A 14,766-nucleotide genomic window follows, 5' to 3' on the forward strand; every position below is an offset into this window, starting at 1 on the left:
GGCAGGCCGGCGAAGGCGCGGGCGAGACCGACAAGTCTCGCGCGCCTTCAACGACGTGAGCCGCAGGCGAACTTACTCCATCACCGTTTTCGTCAGCGTCGAACGGGCGAACTTCTTCAGCGGCATCGGCTTGCCGAACAGGAAGCCCTGCACGAGGTCGAAGCCGAGCTCGTTGGCCGCGACGAGGTCGGCGCGGCTCTCGACGCCTTGCGCCACGCTGCGCGCGCCATAGCCCTGCGCGAGCTCGACGATGTGGCGGCACACCGTGCGCTTGAGCCGGTCATTGCCGCTGCCGGTGACGAATTGCCGGTCGGCCTTCAGCTTCACGAAGGGAATTCTGTCGAGCTCCATCAGCGCCGGCCAGTTGGCGCCGAGATTGTCGACCGACAGGCCGATATTGTGCAGGCCGACCTCGCGCGCGACCTCGGTCAGCAGATCGAGGTCGCGGATCGCCTCCTCGCTGTCGATCTCGACTGTCAGCCCGCCGAAGGCCGGATGCGTCGGCACGCGGCGGCAGAGATCGCGCACCGCCTGCGGATCCCTGAGATAGGAGGCGGGAAGGTTGATCGACAGATCGACCGGGCTTTGATGTTCCAGAAGATAGTGCCAGTCCTGCATGGCGCGATCGATCACGAACTCCGACAGGTCGCGCAAATGCGGATCGTGCGGCTCCGGAATGAAATAGGCCGGCGGCACGACGCCCCAGGTCGGATGCCGCATCCGCACCAGCGCCTCGGCGCCGCTGCGGACCAGCGTACGCGCGTCGATCTTGGGCTGGTACCAGAGCTCCAGCCAGCCGGCGTGCAGGGCTTCGCCGACATGGACGGCCGGGCTCGGCGCCGGTTCGTCCGGCAGCAGCATCGCGACACGGTCGCGCAGCGTCTCCGCGGCAAAGGGCGTGGTCAGCGGCGGCAGCATGGCAAGGCCATATTCCTCGCCGACCTGCCGCACGGCCCTGACGATGATGGATTCGCGCGCGCCGACCGCCAAAACTTTCCCGGCGAAGGCTTCACGCACCAATATCTCCAGAAACCGTCCCGGCTCGATGCCGTCGGTGGCGACGCCGAGCAGGATCAGATCCGGCAATTCGGTGGCGAGCACGGTCTGCAGCTCGTCCGCGCTGGCGCATTCGCTGGTGACGAAGCCGAGATCCTCCAGCACTTCGCTGAGGAAGGCGCGCAAGTGACGCTTGCTGTCGGCCACGCAGGCGCGCGGCGTCACCTTTCGCCGTCCGAAGGTCACAGGCCTTCGTCCGACGAGCTCAACCATCCCATCGTTCATTGTATACCACTCCCGTTCCGTGACGGTTTCTTAAACGGCGAGCGTGGGTTCAAATAAGGTGAGCTTCACATCGTTGTTGAATTATTTGAGTAACGTTAAACCCTGCAACTCGAGCTAATTTTTCGACGAATTCTTCGAAAACAACTCGCATACCCCAGCACCTCACGCGCAACGGCTGCACGCGCATGCAGATCTTCGATCGCGCAACATGGGCGCAACCTGCGCGCCGGCGGACGCTGGTGAGCGATGACGTGATGTATCCTTTCGAAGCACCTGCAACACCATCGGAAGATTAATTTAAGACGCCATTTTGCGATGCGCGACCGGCCGTGCGCGACGCCGATGGTGAATGGAGCGCCGTCCGTGGACAGTGTGTCAGTCGTCCACCCTAACCAACGAGCGAGGGCGGGCAGGGGACGGTTCGCGTTCGCGCGGTGCGGGCATGTTTCGCCAGTGCGCGCGGAGATGCTGCGACAACGCGGCCGCGCGTGCCGCCGCGAATGTGAAACGCATCACACGCGTATTGCTGCACTTGCGCTATTGCTCCGCGTAGCCGGTGGTGGGCTGTCGAGGATTTGCGACAATGACGACGCGGCGGTTGATGTATTGGTGGTTCAGGGTCGTGATGTCAGGGCGATTTCTCGATCGCTTCCTGTGCCTGCCTCGCGCGCATTAAGCGCGACGTGCGATATCAGCTCTGTCCGATCAATTTGCGAAACGCTGCGGCGCCGTCCTGCATCGCGTCGCGCCCCTTCCAGGCCAGATAGGTCAGCTTGCCGCCGATCGTGTCATGGCTGCGCAGCCGGCGTGACCCGAGAATATGGCCGACATTGGACGGGAAGCGGCTGACCTCGGCGGACACCAGGGCCGCGATCGCGTCCATCAATTGTTGAAGGCGGACACCCCATTCGCAATTCTCGATGCCGTCGATGCGCACCTTGAGCGCATATTCGGTGTCGTAGATATCGGCGAGCAGATCGCGCGCGACCAGCACCCGGTTGTGCCGGAGCGCGACACGAAGCGCGAGGCGCTTGTCGTCGAGCCGGTCGAGCACCATGGGGATGACGCAGGCATAGGGCGTGGCGGCGACGTCAGCGGCGCTCTTGCTCGCGGCAGCCTTGGTGGCGAGGCGCGCCAACTGCCAGGACGTCGCGAGGCGCCGCGCCACCAGCGCCAGCGCGAAGGGCAGTGCTTCCGGATGGGCCTTCTTGAAGGCGTCGAGTTGCGCGGTGATCTGGGCAACCTGGCCGTCGCCGAACTTCGCGATCTTCTCGGGCAGCTTCTCGTTGAATTTCGGCAGCGCATTGCCGGCGCGCAGCACATGCAGCATCTTCTTGACGTCGTCGAAGGCGCTGCGTGATGCCGTGTATTGCGCGAGCTTGCCGCGAGCGAATTCGGCGCTCTCCTCCGAAGCGAACGTGCTCTCGAGAACCTTGACGACCTTGGTCTGGAAGGTCGACGCGATCTTCAGGACTTCCTTCGGGTTGTTGGCGACGACCTGGTCGCCGATCGCCTTGATGTAGTCGCGTGCCATGGTCGGCAGCAGATCGCGGCAGATCCACTCCCAGATCGGCGTGAGGGTGTTGCGCGAGATCCGCCCCATGTTGGCGTGCTCGGGCGCGCCGTCGATCAGGAGCAACTCGAGCGGCGCGAAGAAGTAGCGCGAAGGGCTGGTGGCGCGCGCCTGGGTCGATCCGTCCTTGCGAAATTCGGCGCGCAGTCGCGACTGGATCTCAGCCGAGCCCGGCATGTCGATGCCGCACAGCTCGAGCCGCTCGAGTTCGCTGAGCAGACAGCTGCGCGACAGCGGCGTCAGCCTCTGCAGGAATTCCGACAGCCGATCGATCTCGTTCATGGCACGCAATCTTTCGCAGCGTTTCCCGCGGGCGTGCGGGCCCAATGCGTGGAGGCATTTGCGCGCTCTCAACCCCAAGAGAAGCAAGTCGCCGTTAATTATTCCGTAAAAACCGGGGGGCGCCCTCGGGGCGAAGACAGCGGTTAAGGAGTTTTCGCCTGTCTGCCCAAGAATTAGTCAGGAATTCGGCGGGAAACTCAACCTCTGCGCGGGCGAGGGCAACATAACTCAAGCACAAATTGTGCCGACGCCGCCGTTTTAGCGCAAAACCGTCAAAATCACCGTAGTCTTACGGAGCAAAAAGTTAACCACAGAGCGCCCCGGGTTCCGCTAAATGAGTGACATGGGGTCACAGAATGATACGGCCACCGATTCGCGGCCGTCGGAATGGTACGAAAGCAGCGCTGCTCCAACTGAAGAGCTCGATTTCGTCCGCCTGAGCGCCGCCCGGGCCAAGGCGGCCGACGAAATGGCCGCTGCCATCGCCCGCGAGCTCAACGGCCCCCTGACCGCGCTGCTGCTCTACATGGGCGAGATCAAGCATCACAGCGATCAGCTCGCGCCTGTGACCGGCGACCGTGCCTATCTGCAGCGGGTGGTCGAGAATGCGCTGGCGCAGACCGAGCGCGTCTGCGGCCTGGTCAAGCAGCTTGCCGGCCCTGGCAAGGGCGGCTTGCCGATCCCGTCCAGCGTCGAGGACGCGGAGACCAAGGCGATGCGCGCACAGCCCGCCCAGCGCGTGCCGAGCACCGAACTGCTCGGCCTGGCGGGCCAGAAGCGCCTGACCAAGCGCGAGCGCGAGGTGCTGAGGCTGATCAGCGAAGGTTACTCGAACAAGCAGGGCGCGCTTCGGATGCAGATCAGTCCGCGCACCTTCGAGAGCCATCGGGCCGAGGCGATGCGCAAGCTCGGTGCGCGCAACACCGCGGACCTCGTCCGTGCGGCGCTGCTGCATTCAATCGACTGAGGCTGGCGTGTTGCATTGCCGGCAGGCGGCGCCGGCAAGACCCGAGATCTCTCTCCGGAAGTCCGGAAAGCCCGATCGCGCTCAGAAATAGTCCTCGGCGAAGGGACGCGCGCGCGAGGCGGGGCGCAGCGGCTTGATCTCTTCCCTCGGCCCGTTCGGGATGATCGTGATGGTCCAGCGGGGAGGCATGGTCGATTCTTGCTCCAGCACCGAACGCACGAAGCCGGTCACCGTCGACTCGCCAGCCTTCACCGTCGCCATGCGGCCGTTGAACTGAGCGATGCGGAAGCGGCGAACCTCTTTCTGGTCCGCGGTCTCGTAGGTGAACATGGAAAACCCTCCTGGTTTTCCGGGACTATCGCCACCTATGATTAGCCATCTCTAAAAATCGCACGCCGTAGAAGTACGGCGGGAATGCACGCCCGAGTGGTTAGCGCGGCGGCTCCTGTGCGCGCGCGGCGGCGTAGGCGGCATCCATCAGGTCCAGCAGGTCGCGGAATTCGACATCGCCGAGCCTGTCCGCGGTCTTCTCCAGCACGAGCGCCAGCGCCGCGAGCCTGACATAGCCGAACGTTCCGGCCGCGCTCTTCAGCGAATGCGCTTCGCGCGCGATCCTGGCGTGGTGTTGCGCGAGCGAGAGCGTGCGGAAGAGCTGCAGGCGCGCGCAGGTCTCGCTCCAGAACACGTCGCGCACTTCACTCGCACCATCCTCGCCGATCTCGCGCACCAGTGCTTCATAGGCGCGCGGCTCGCGTGCGGGTTCGGCATCGAGCACTTGCTGCGCGGGCGCGATGGTGACGTCAAACATGGCCTTGCCTGATCATTGGTCATTGTCGCGCGGTACGTCCCGCGCGAGGGCACGTCGCCGTCTCTACGGCATTCGAATTTCAGTTCCGGTAGCGGGACATCAGGTGTTTGCAGGCCGGCGTTAGCCGGCGGTTCACCATGCGGGCCGCGGTCAGCGCGCGCCGAGCAGCCGGTCGTACTGGGCCTTGACGGTGGCGTAGCACTCGCACGCCGTCTGGCGCAGGCCGTCGAGGTTGACGATCTGGATGTGTCCGCGGCTGTAATGGATGAAATTGGCCTGCTGCAAGGTATTGGCCACCAGCGACACGCTGTTGCGCCGCGCTCCGATCATCTGCGCCATGGCCTCCTGGGTCAGCAGCAGGCGGTAGTCGCCCGACAGGTCGTGCGTGTGCAACAGGCAGCGCGACAGCCGCGACTCCACCGGATGGGCCGCGTTGCAGCCCGCGGTCTGCTGGACCTGGACGTAGACCGCCAGTCCGTGGCGCGTCAGCAAGGTGCGCAGGGTGCTGCTCTGATCGGCGGCGATCCGCAGCTGGTCGAGATCCATCACCGACGCAAGGCCCGGCACCAGCACGATGGCGGTGTTCAACGCACATGCATCGCCCAGGGTCGAGAGCGCCCCGAGCAGGCTGTCACGGCCGATCATGGCGACCTGGACATGTTCGCCCTTGGCGAGTTTCACCACCAGCGAGATGACGCCGCGGTGAGGAAAATAAGCGCGCTTCAGCGCCTCGCCGGTCTCGACCAGCACCGCCTCGTGGGGCAGATCAACTGTTCGCAGATGCGGGCGGATCAATTCATAATCGTCTGCCGGCAGTGAGGACAGGAAACCGTTGGACGAGCGCACCATCGTTTCCAAAGCTGCCTCCCGTTTCCCGCGCGCTCGTCTCGCGACACGCGACATCACGTCCTGCACGGGTAGGTTCCATCATGTTCCCGCCGGGATATATTGGCAATTGGGACAAGATGTCCGCCCCGGCGATCGTTCCCCGGATGCTGCATTCACGCCGGCGCACGATTGAGGGCTGAGTCATCCTCACGGCACGGCTCCCACCAGACGCAGATGTTGGGCCTTTACCGCCGCATAGCAGTCGCAGGACGTCTTCTCCAATGCCCGCAGATCGAGGATTTCGATCTGGCCCCGGCTGTAATGGATGATGCCGGCACGCTGCAGCGCGTGCGCGACCAGCGAGACGGCATTGCGCCGTACGCCCATCATCTGCGCCAGCGCCTCCTGGGTCAGCGGCAGTATTTCACTGTCGGAGAGGTCGCGGGCCCGCAACAGCCAGCGTGCGAGCCGCGCTTCGACCGGGTGCAACGTATTGCAGAGCAGCGACTGCTGCGCATGCGCGAGCAAGGACTGCTCGTGCCGGACCATCAGCTCGCGAAACGGCGCGCTTGCGGCGGCGACAGCGCGGAAAGCCGCTATTTCAAGCGTGGAAGCCGCGCCGGGGAACAGCACGACCGCGTCCGTCGGCGCGATGCCGTCGGCAAGCGCCGCACCGCCCCCCACGACGCTGTCGCGGCCCAGCATCGCAACCTCGATCATCTGTCCCTCGGACAGGCCCACCGTGATCGAAACCGATCCGCCATGCGGAAAGTACACATATCTCAGCGCGGTCCCGGCTTCGCCCAAGACAGACTTCCTGACCATTTCGATCGTCGCGAGATGCGGACGCAGCAGATTGAAACCCGCGACGTCGAGCAGTTGCAGGATCTGATTGGGCGGCCGCCCGCTTGCGGTCATGCAGGTCAATCCGAGGGGTTCGATCGACGATCGGCGCGGCGTCCGTTCGTCGTTCAGCTGCACGGCGAACAAATACTATTGTAAAGGTTGTGGCGTCGTCCATATACCCGTTAGAGGGCAGACAGGCTGTCTCATTTGCGGCGGAAATATGAATGGCGCGCTGATTCGCTCGTGACGGCGCGTGCCCTGCAAGGGCATGCAGGAAAAAGCGGTAAGGGGGCCTTCATGAGCCGGAAGCATTGCACCCGTGCTGGCATCGGATGCCGGTCCACTCGCCCCGCCTCGTCCGCCGGACGAGCGCTTACGATGATCCGACATTGCCTTGAACCTTGGCGGCCGACGATCGCGGATTTTATCTCCGTCGTCTCCGTCTTGCTCGTTCCGCCGATGACGTTTGCGACCATTCCTCTCTTGTTCGAAAGCAAAGGAGAACGGCGTGCCCCACGGTTCAATTATTGAATCGCCGAAACCGGAAGCTCATACGGGGACCGAAAGTCTACGCCACATTCTCGTTGTCGACGACGACCCGATGGTGTGCATGGCCATCGATGTCTATCTTCAGCGCAACAATTTTCGAGTGACGATTGCCGAGGGAGGCGAAGCCGGCCTGCGTGCCCTCGAACATGGACAATTCGATCTGATGATCATCGATATCTTCATGCCGCACATGCGCGGGTTCGAATCGATCCGGATCTTTCACGAGCGTGCGCCGGTCGTTCCGTTGATCGCGATGTCCGGCTACGCTTTCGCCGACCTGAATTCGCCTGCACCGGATTTTCTTCGGATGGCACTGGAGCTCGGTGCCGCACGCTGCCTGCGCAAGCCGTTCACGCCGCATGCGCTGCTCGCCGCCATCAACGATTGCCTGGCGGAGCATCGTCCCGACGGCGGCATGACCTCGGCCGCGCGGTTGGGTTAGCGCGGCGCAGGCCGCCATGGCGACAGGGTAACCGTTCGTTTACCGCATGTGCGGACCTCGCAGGTCGCGGCGACCACGCGAAACAGGGGGCCCGGGTGCGCTCCCGATTGCGGACGGCCCGGGTCGACGTCCCGCAGGCCGTGCCTATCGCACTTCATGGGCAGGGCTTTCCCGCGCGCGCCGTCTCACTGTTATCGGCCTGTTTACTGCGCGACTCCAAGCTGCGGCGGCACGGAGCCGGGTTTGCCGAAAAGCGTTGCCGCACGCCGCCGAACCGCAAACTTCTCTTCAATATCCGTATTAGCACGGAGGATGAAATTAACGGGACTGTGAAAGGGGATGTCTAACGATCCAGAGGAGGGCTTCCGTCCGTGCCAAGGGTGGCTCAGGCGTCGAGGTCCCAGGGTTCAGGTCAGTAAGGCGTAGCTCATGGATGATCTGTTGCGGGAGTTTCTGACGGAGACCAGCGAGAGCCTGGACACCGTGGACAATCAATTGGTGAAGTTCGAGCAGGAGCCGAACAACGCCAAGATCCTGGATAACATCTTCCGCCTGGTCCACACCATCAAGGGCACGTGCGGCTTCCTCGGACTGCCCCGGCTCGAAGCGCTGGCGCATGCCGGCGAGACCTTGATGGGCAAATTCCGCGACGGCATGCCGGTGACGGGCCAGGCGGTCACGGTGATCCTGTCCTCGATCGACCGCATCAAGGAGATTTTGGCAGGCCTGGAGGCGACCGAGGCCGAGCCCGAGGGGAACGACCGCGACCTCATCGACAAGCTGGAAGCGATGGTCGAGCAGGGCATGGCCGCAATGGCGGCGGGTGCTGCTGCTCCTGTCACCGAGGCCCCGCCGCTGGCGCCGGAGGCACCTGTTGCTGCTGCCGCGCCCGCCAAGGACCTGACCACGGGCACGCTGATCGACCAGACCCTGGAGCGTCCGCTGCGCCCCGGCGAAGTCTCGCTCGACGAGCTCGAGCGCGCCTTCCGCGAGACCGCGATCGAAGCGCCTGTTGCCAAGGTCGAGGCTGCGCCGGCGCCGGCCGCCGAAGCCCCGGCTCCTGCACCCGCTGCGAAGGAAGCGGCCAAGCCCGCCAAGGAGAAGGCCGCCCCGAAGAAGTCGATGGCCGACGAGGGCGCCTCCGAAGGCGACCGCATCGCCAACCAGTCGATCCGCGTCAACGTGGATACGCTGGAGCATTTGATGACCATGGTCTCCGAGCTGGTCCTGACCCGCAACCAGCTTCTGGAGATCTCCCGCCGCAACGAGGACACCGAGTTCAAGGTGCCGTTGCAGCGCCTGTCCAACGTCACCGCCGAGCTGCAGGAGGGCGTCATGAAGACGCGCATGCAGCCGATCGGCAATGCCTGGCAGAAGCTGCCGCGCATCGTCCGCGACCTCTCGAGCGAACTCGGCAAGCAGATCGAACTCGAGATGCATGGCGCCGACACCGAACTCGACCGCCAGGTGCTCGACCTGATCAAGGACCCGCTCACCCACATGGTGCGCAACTCCGCCGATCATGGTCTGGAGACCCCCGCCGAGCGCCTCGCCAGCGGCAAGGGCGAGCAGGGCACCATCCGCCTGTCCGCCTATCACGAGGGCGGCCACATCATCATCTGCATCGCCGACAACGGCCGCGGCCTCAACACCGAGAAGATCAAGGCCAAGGCGATCTCCTCAGGCCTCGTCACCGAGGCCGAGCTCGAGAAGATGAGCGAAGCCCAGATCCACAAGTTCATCTTCGCGCCGGGCTTCTCGACCGCGGCCGCCATCACCTCGGTCTCCGGCCGCGGCGTCGGCATGGACGTGGTGCGCACCAATATCGACCAGATCGGCGGCACCATCGACATCAAGTCGGTGGCCGGCGAGGGCTCTTCCGTCACCATCAAGATCCCGCTGACGCTGGCCATCGTCTCGGCCCTGATCGTGGAAGCCGCCGGCGACCGCTTTGCGATCCCGCAGCTCTCGGTGGTCGAGCTGGTCCGCGCCCGCGCCAACTCCGAGCACCGCATCGAGCGCATCAAGGACACCGCGGTCCTTCGTCTGCGCAACAAGCTCTTGCCGCTGATCCACCTGAAGAAGCTCTTGAAGATCGACGACGGCGCGGCCTCCGATCCCGAGAACGGCTTCATCGTGGTCACCCAGGTCGGCAGCCAGACTTTTGGCATCGTCGTCGACGGCGTGTTCCACACCGAAGAAATCGTGGTCAAGCCGATGTCGACGAAACTGCGTCACATCGACATGTTCTCCGGCAACACCATCCTGGGCGATGGCGCTGTGATCATGATCATCGACCCCAACGGCATTGCCAAGGCGCTCGGCGCCGCCGGCTCCTCGGCCCATGACATGGGCGACGAGAACGGCGCGCACCACATCGGCTCGGGCGAGCAGACCACCTCGCTCCTCGTCTTCCGCGCCGGCTCGGCGCAGCCCAAGGCGGTCCCGCTCGGGCTCGTCACGCGCCTCGAAGAGCTGCCCGCCGACAAGATCGAGTTCAGTAACGGCCGCTACATGGTGCAGTACCGCGAGCAGCTGATGCCGCTCGTCGCCATGGACGGCGTCACCATTGCAAGCCAGGGCGCCCAGCCGATCCTGGTGTTCGCCGACGACGGCCGCTCCATGGGCCTCGTCGTCGACGAGATCATCGACATCGTCGAGGAACGCCTCAACATCGAGGTCGGCGGCTCCTCCTCCGGCATCCTCGGTTCGGCCGTGATCAAGGGCCAGGCCACCGAGGTGATCGACGTCGGCCACTTCCTGCCCATGGCGTTCTCCGACTGGTTCACCCGCAAGGAGATGAAGCCGTCGCTGCACTCGCAGTCGGTGCTCTTGGTCGACGACTCTGCGTTCTTCCGCAACATGCTGGCCCCGGTCCTCAAGGCCGCCGGATACCGCGTCCGCACCGCGCCGACCGCGCAGGAGGGCCTGGCTGCCCTGCGCGCGCAGAGCTTCGACGTGGTGCTGACCGACATCGAGATGCCCGACATGAACGGGTTCGAGTTCGCCGAGGTGATCCGCTCGGACAACAATCTCGGCTCGATGCCGATCATCGGCCTCTCCGCGCTGGTGTCGCCGGCGGCGATCGAGCGCGGCCGTCAGGCCGGCTTCCACGACTATGTCGCCAAGTTCGACCGTCCCGGTCTGATCGCGGCGCTGAAGGAGCAGACCGCGGGCGCCGCCGGCGCCTCCGAGCTGAGCCGGGCAGCGGCGTAACCAACGGGATCAGGAGATACGCTTATGGCCACCAACAAGACCCAATCCGCCGAAGGCGCCATGGTCGAATACGTCACCGCGATGATCGGCGGCCAGCTGTTCGGCCTGCCGATCTCCCGCGTCCAGGACGTGTTCATGCCGGAGCGCGTCACCCGCGTGCCCTTGTCCTCGCGCGAGATCGCGGGCGTGCTGAACTTGCGCGGCCGCATCGTCACCGTGGTCGACATGCGCGCCCGTCTCGGCCTGCCGCAGCCCGAGGACGGCAAGGTGCCGATGGCGGTCGGCGTCGACCTGCGCGGCGAATCCTATGGCCTGCTGATCGACCAGATCGGCGAGGTGCTGCGCCTGCCCGAGGCCGGCATGGAAGAGAACCCCGTCAACCTCGATCCCCGCATGGCCAAGCTCGCCGGCGGCGTCCACCGCCTCGACGGTCAGCTCATGGTCGTCCTCGACGTCGATCGCGTCCTCGACCTCGAAACCAAAGTGCAAATGGCCGCGTGAGCCAACGAAACATCGGAGCCGGAGAACCAAAATGAAAACCTGCTTGGTGGTCGACGATTCCAGCGTGGTGCGCAAGATCGCGCGTCGGATCCTGGAGGGCCTGGAATTCCAAGTGACCGAGGCCGAGGACGGCTCGAAGGCGCTCGAAATCTGCCAGCGGCAGCTGCCGGATGCGGTGCTGCTCGACTGGAACATGCCCGTGATGGACGGTTTCGAATTCATGGGCCACATGCGCCGCCTGCCCGGCGGCGACCAGCCCAAGGTGGTGTTCTGCACCACCGAGAACAATGTGGCTCATATCGCCCAGGCGCTCAGCGGCGGCGCCAACGAGTACATCATGAAGCCTTTCGACAAAGACATCATCGCCGACAAGTTTGCTGAGGTCGGCTTGCTCCCGGTCGGACAAGCCATGGTCTGAGTGAGTCTGGCCCGCGCATTTTGGCCAGAGTGTTCCAGTACAGCTTCGAAGAGGCTACCAGTGACCCCGACCGAGTATGAGTACCTGCGTAAGTTCCTGAAGGACAATTCCGGGCTCGACCTTTCCGCAGACAAGCAATATCTGATCGAAAGCCGGCTGCTGCCGCTCGCCCGCAAGGCGGGCCTCTCCGGTATTCCGGAGCTCGTGCAGAAGCTGCAAGGCGGCGCGCGTCAGCTGATCACCGACGTGGTCGAAGCCATGACCACCAACGAGACCTTCTTCTTCCGCGACAAGGTCCCGTTCGATCATTTCCGCGACACCATCATGCCGGAGGTCATCAAGGCACGTGCCGCCAGACGCAGTGTGCGCATCTGGTGCGCCGCCGGTTCGACCGGGCAGGAGCCTTACTCGCTGGCGATGTGCTTGAAGGAGATGGGCGCGGCCCTCACCGGCTGGCGCATCGAGATCATCGCGACCGATCTGTCGCAGGAGGTGCTGGAGAAGGCCAAGGCCGGCATCTACAGCCAGTTCGAAGTGCAGCGCGGTCTGCCGATCCAGATGCTGGTCAAATATTTCAAGCAGACCGGCGAGACCTGGCAGGTCAATCCCGAATTGCGGGCGATGATCCAGCATCGCCAGCTCAATTTGCTGCACGACTTCTCGCAGCTCGGCACGTTCGACGTCATCTTCTGCCGCAACGTGCTGATCTATTTCGACCAGGACACCAAGATCAACATCTTCAACCGGCTGGCGCGCCAGATCGAGCCCGACGGCTTCCTGGTGCTGGGCGCGGCCGAAACCGTGGTCGGCCTGACCGACACGTTCCGCCCGATTCCGGAGCGGCGCGGCCTCTACAAGCCGAACGATCCGCGCACTGCTGCCGCCAAGCCGGCTCTCGCCGGCGCGGCGCCGCGCCTGGCGGTCATGGCAGGGCGATAGACATGGCCGAGGATGGCAAGGGTACGGAACGCGTGACTTTCAGTCGTGGCTATGATGTCTGCATCATGGCCATCGACGGCACCTGGCGCCGCGACTGCAAGCTCAACGCGATCTCCGACACCGACGCCGTTCTCACGGTGGAAGGCTCGATCCAGGGGTTGAACCTGAAAGAGTTCTTCCTGCTGCTGTCGTCCACGGGACTTGCCTATCGCCGCTGCGAACTGATCCGCGTCAACGGCGCCGAAATGGACATCCAGTTCCTGCGCGGCAAGAACAGGAAGAAGCGCGGAGCGGCCGGCGGCCACGACGCCGCGGCGTGATCCGCCGCGTCCATTGCCGTCCTTCCGATCTCTTGCTTCACATTTTCTGAAGATATCAAAACGAATTCGCGAGGGCGGCTTTACGTGGCTTAAGCGCGAACATCGTATCCATTGACGGTCTCAATCTCAGGATACGGAAATGCCCAGAAGTTCTCTTTCGCCCATCACGTCAAACCTGGCCGACGGCACTGAGCGGCGTCCGCTTCAGCTTCTGGTGGTCGACGACGATGCCACGCAGCGCAGCCTGATCACGGTCGCCGCCAAACAGGCCGGACACGAGGTCACCGTGGCGCCGTCCGTGGCGGATGCGATCGAGAAGCTGCGCGCCGCCCGCTTCGATTGCGTGACGCTGGATCTCGTGCTGGAGGACGGCGACGGCATCGACGTGCTGCGCGAGATGGCGGCTGCGAAGTTCGGCGGTGCCGTGATCGTCATCAGCGGCATGGACGGCAAGCGCCGCAGCGCTGCCCGCAGCTTCGCCCGGTCCGTCGGGATCGAGCTGCAGAGCCTGCCGAAACCGCTCGACCTTGCGGCCCTGCGCATCAGCCTCGCCAATCTCGGCAAGACCGCGATGGGCCTTCCCGCGATCCACACCTGGGGTGGTGTCGCCACCGACGCGATCGTGGAACGGCACCGCGCCTAGGGTTCGCGGAGCTGCCATGCGATGGCATGCGGCCGGCGCGCCGTGCCGATCGCGCGCTATCCCGGCGTGCCGGATTCCGACAGACATTGCAGGGCGTGGCCAAGGCCCGCCCGACAGGCGTTGAGGGCGGCGCTCGCCGTCGCATAGCGCGGCGTGACGTCGTCGAGCACGAAAATATCGGCGGAACCGGCCGGATCGCCGCCCGTTTCCAATACGCCAGCTTCCATCATGGCTGCGTCGATCAGGCGCATGCTGCTCTCGATCCGTGTGATCAGGGCGCGAAGATCGGCGGCGATCAACTGACGGCTGTCGGTTTCAGCCATCGCGACGAGCGGGGGTGTGCCGGCGAAATTTAGCATGGATATTCTCCGTACCCCGCAATTAGGCACCCTGCCGCTACTTGTGCGTTAAGTCCATGTCCCGTACAAATACGGGTGGGCCGAATCCGCGCCGAACGCCATAAACGGTTGGGGCGGACGCGAGTCCTTCATGCCAACCGGATGTGGCACATGGCCGAACAAAGCTCTCGCGGTGAAATCTTCGTAGTGGACGACGACCCTGCCGTTCGCGACACCCTGTCGATGGTGTTGAAGGCGGCGGGCTATGAGGTGATCTGTTTTGCGGACGGCGCAGCGCTGCTCTCCGTCGCGCGAAACCGCACGCCTGCTGCGATCCTGCTCGACGTGAACATTCCCGGAAAGTCGGGCCTCGACATTCTCAAGGAGCTGCAGGGCGAGGACTATCCGGCACCGATCTTCATGATTTCCGGACAGGGCGACATCGCGATGGCGGTGGGCGCGATCAAGAGCGGCGCGCTCGACTTCATCGAGAAGCCGTTCCGCGGCAGCGAGATCGTCGGCCGGCTCGACGAAGCGATCGGCGCTTATGCGCGCAGGCAGGCGGAGAGCGCTTCGCCGAAATTCGGCTCGCTGCATTTCCCCGGACGCGAGCCGCTGACGCGCAGGGAGCGCGAGGTGCTCGAGCAGTTTGCTACCGGCGCGTCCAACAAGGAGGCCGGCCGCACGCTCGGCATCAGCCCGCGCACCATCGAGGATCACCGCGCCAACATCATGAAGAAGCTCGGCGCGCGCAACGCCGCCGATCTGATCCGCATCGTGATGACCGCGGCGCAGCGCGCGTCGTAGCGTTAGAC

General features: G+C 64.4%; 16 protein-coding genes. 9 read left to right on the plus strand and 7 right to left on the minus strand.

The genetic code is table 11. The features are described from left to right. Positions 1–72: 72 nt before the first annotated feature. A complete protein-coding gene (locus AC0WRY_RS02200; RefSeq protein ID WP_491122602.1) occupies positions 73–1,281 on the minus strand; it encodes an EAL domain-containing protein in 1,209 nt (402 codons plus the stop codon). 691 nt (positions 1,282–1,972) lie between these two features. Then, positions 1,973–3,136: a hypothetical protein gene (locus AC0WRY_RS02205; protein WP_491122603.1), complete on the minus strand. Its 1,164-nt coding sequence runs from the start codon at positions 3,134–3,136 to the stop codon at positions 1,973–1,975. Positions 3,137–3,479: 343 nt separating this feature from the next. Here AC0WRY_RS02205 and AC0WRY_RS02210 point away from each other — a divergent pair, with 343 nt between their 5' ends. Further along, the gene (locus AC0WRY_RS02210; RefSeq protein ID WP_491122604.1) at positions 3,480–4,103 is read left to right on the plus strand and encodes a LuxR C-terminal-related transcriptional regulator; all 624 of its coding nucleotides are present in this window, start codon (positions 3,480–3,482) and stop codon (positions 4,101–4,103) included. Positions 4,104–4,184: 81 nt separating this feature from the next. Here the strand turns inward: AC0WRY_RS02210 and AC0WRY_RS02215 are convergent, their stop codons facing one another. From AC0WRY_RS02215 to AC0WRY_RS02230, 4 genes are all read right to left on the minus strand, one after another. Then, positions 4,185–4,433 (minus strand): hypothetical protein, encoded by a 249-nt coding sequence (locus tag AC0WRY_RS02215; protein ID WP_194405482.1) that lies wholly within the window; start codon positions 4,431–4,433, stop codon positions 4,185–4,187. 100 nt (positions 4,434–4,533) lie between these two features. Beyond that, positions 4,534–4,911 carry an Hpt domain-containing protein gene (locus tag AC0WRY_RS02220; RefSeq protein WP_194405483.1) on the minus strand — a complete coding sequence of 126 codons (378 nt, stop codon included), beginning with the start codon at positions 4,909–4,911 and terminating at the stop codon, positions 4,534–4,536. Between the two features lie 150 nt (positions 4,912–5,061). Next, positions 5,062–5,760 (minus strand): Crp/Fnr family transcriptional regulator, encoded by a 699-nt coding sequence (locus AC0WRY_RS02225; protein WP_491123536.1) that lies wholly within the window; start codon positions 5,758–5,760, stop codon positions 5,062–5,064. A 186-nt stretch (positions 5,761–5,946) separates the two neighbouring features. Continuing rightward, the gene (locus AC0WRY_RS02230; RefSeq protein WP_194408135.1) at positions 5,947–6,657 is read right to left on the minus strand and encodes a Crp/Fnr family transcriptional regulator; all 711 of its coding nucleotides are present in this window, start codon (positions 6,655–6,657) and stop codon (positions 5,947–5,949) included. A gap of 436 nt (positions 6,658–7,093) precedes the next feature. On the opposite strand from AC0WRY_RS02230, the gene AC0WRY_RS02235 reads away from it, so the two are divergent. The 7 genes from AC0WRY_RS02235 (at position 7,094) to AC0WRY_RS02265 (ending at position 13,613) form a co-directional block, all read left to right on the plus strand. Next, complete coding sequence (locus AC0WRY_RS02235) at positions 7,094–7,576, plus strand: response regulator (protein ID WP_194408136.1); 483 nt, start codon at positions 7,094–7,096, stop codon at positions 7,574–7,576. Between the two features lie 429 nt (positions 7,577–8,005). Continuing rightward, a complete protein-coding gene (locus tag AC0WRY_RS02240) occupies positions 8,006–10,792 on the plus strand; it encodes a hybrid sensor histidine kinase/response regulator (RefSeq protein WP_194405484.1) in 2,787 nt (928 codons plus the stop codon). Between the two features lie 24 nt (positions 10,793–10,816). Then, a complete protein-coding gene (locus tag AC0WRY_RS02245) occupies positions 10,817–11,293 on the plus strand; it encodes a chemotaxis protein CheW (protein WP_194405485.1) in 477 nt (158 codons plus the stop codon). 31 nt (positions 11,294–11,324) lie between these two features. Continuing rightward, a complete protein-coding gene (locus AC0WRY_RS02250; protein ID WP_194405486.1) occupies positions 11,325–11,711 on the plus strand; it encodes a response regulator in 387 nt (128 codons plus the stop codon). Between the two features lie 60 nt (positions 11,712–11,771). Continuing rightward, a complete protein-coding gene (locus AC0WRY_RS02255) occupies positions 11,772–12,650 on the plus strand; it encodes a CheR family methyltransferase (protein WP_194405487.1) in 879 nt (292 codons plus the stop codon). Between the two features lie 2 nt (positions 12,651–12,652). Beyond that, positions 12,653–12,970, plus strand: coding sequence for a PilZ domain-containing protein (locus AC0WRY_RS02260; RefSeq protein ID WP_194405488.1), 318 nt, complete (start codon positions 12,653–12,655; stop codon positions 12,968–12,970). A 139-nt stretch (positions 12,971–13,109) separates the two neighbouring features. Continuing rightward, the gene (locus tag AC0WRY_RS02265; RefSeq protein ID WP_194405489.1) at positions 13,110–13,613 is read left to right on the plus strand and encodes a response regulator; all 504 of its coding nucleotides are present in this window, start codon (positions 13,110–13,112) and stop codon (positions 13,611–13,613) included. A gap of 56 nt (positions 13,614–13,669) precedes the next feature. Here AC0WRY_RS02265 and AC0WRY_RS02270 read toward each other — a convergent pair whose 3' ends face one another. Next, positions 13,670–13,972, minus strand: coding sequence for a hypothetical protein (locus tag AC0WRY_RS02270; protein WP_194405490.1), 303 nt, complete (start codon positions 13,970–13,972; stop codon positions 13,670–13,672). Positions 13,973–14,122: 150 nt separating this feature from the next. Here AC0WRY_RS02270 and AC0WRY_RS02275 point away from each other — a divergent pair, with 150 nt between their 5' ends. Continuing rightward, positions 14,123–14,758, plus strand: coding sequence for a response regulator transcription factor (locus tag AC0WRY_RS02275; protein ID WP_194405491.1), 636 nt, complete (start codon positions 14,123–14,125; stop codon positions 14,756–14,758). Positions 14,759–14,766 lie beyond the last annotated feature (8 nt).

This window comes from Bradyrhizobium sp. T-12, from assembly GCF_058314695.1.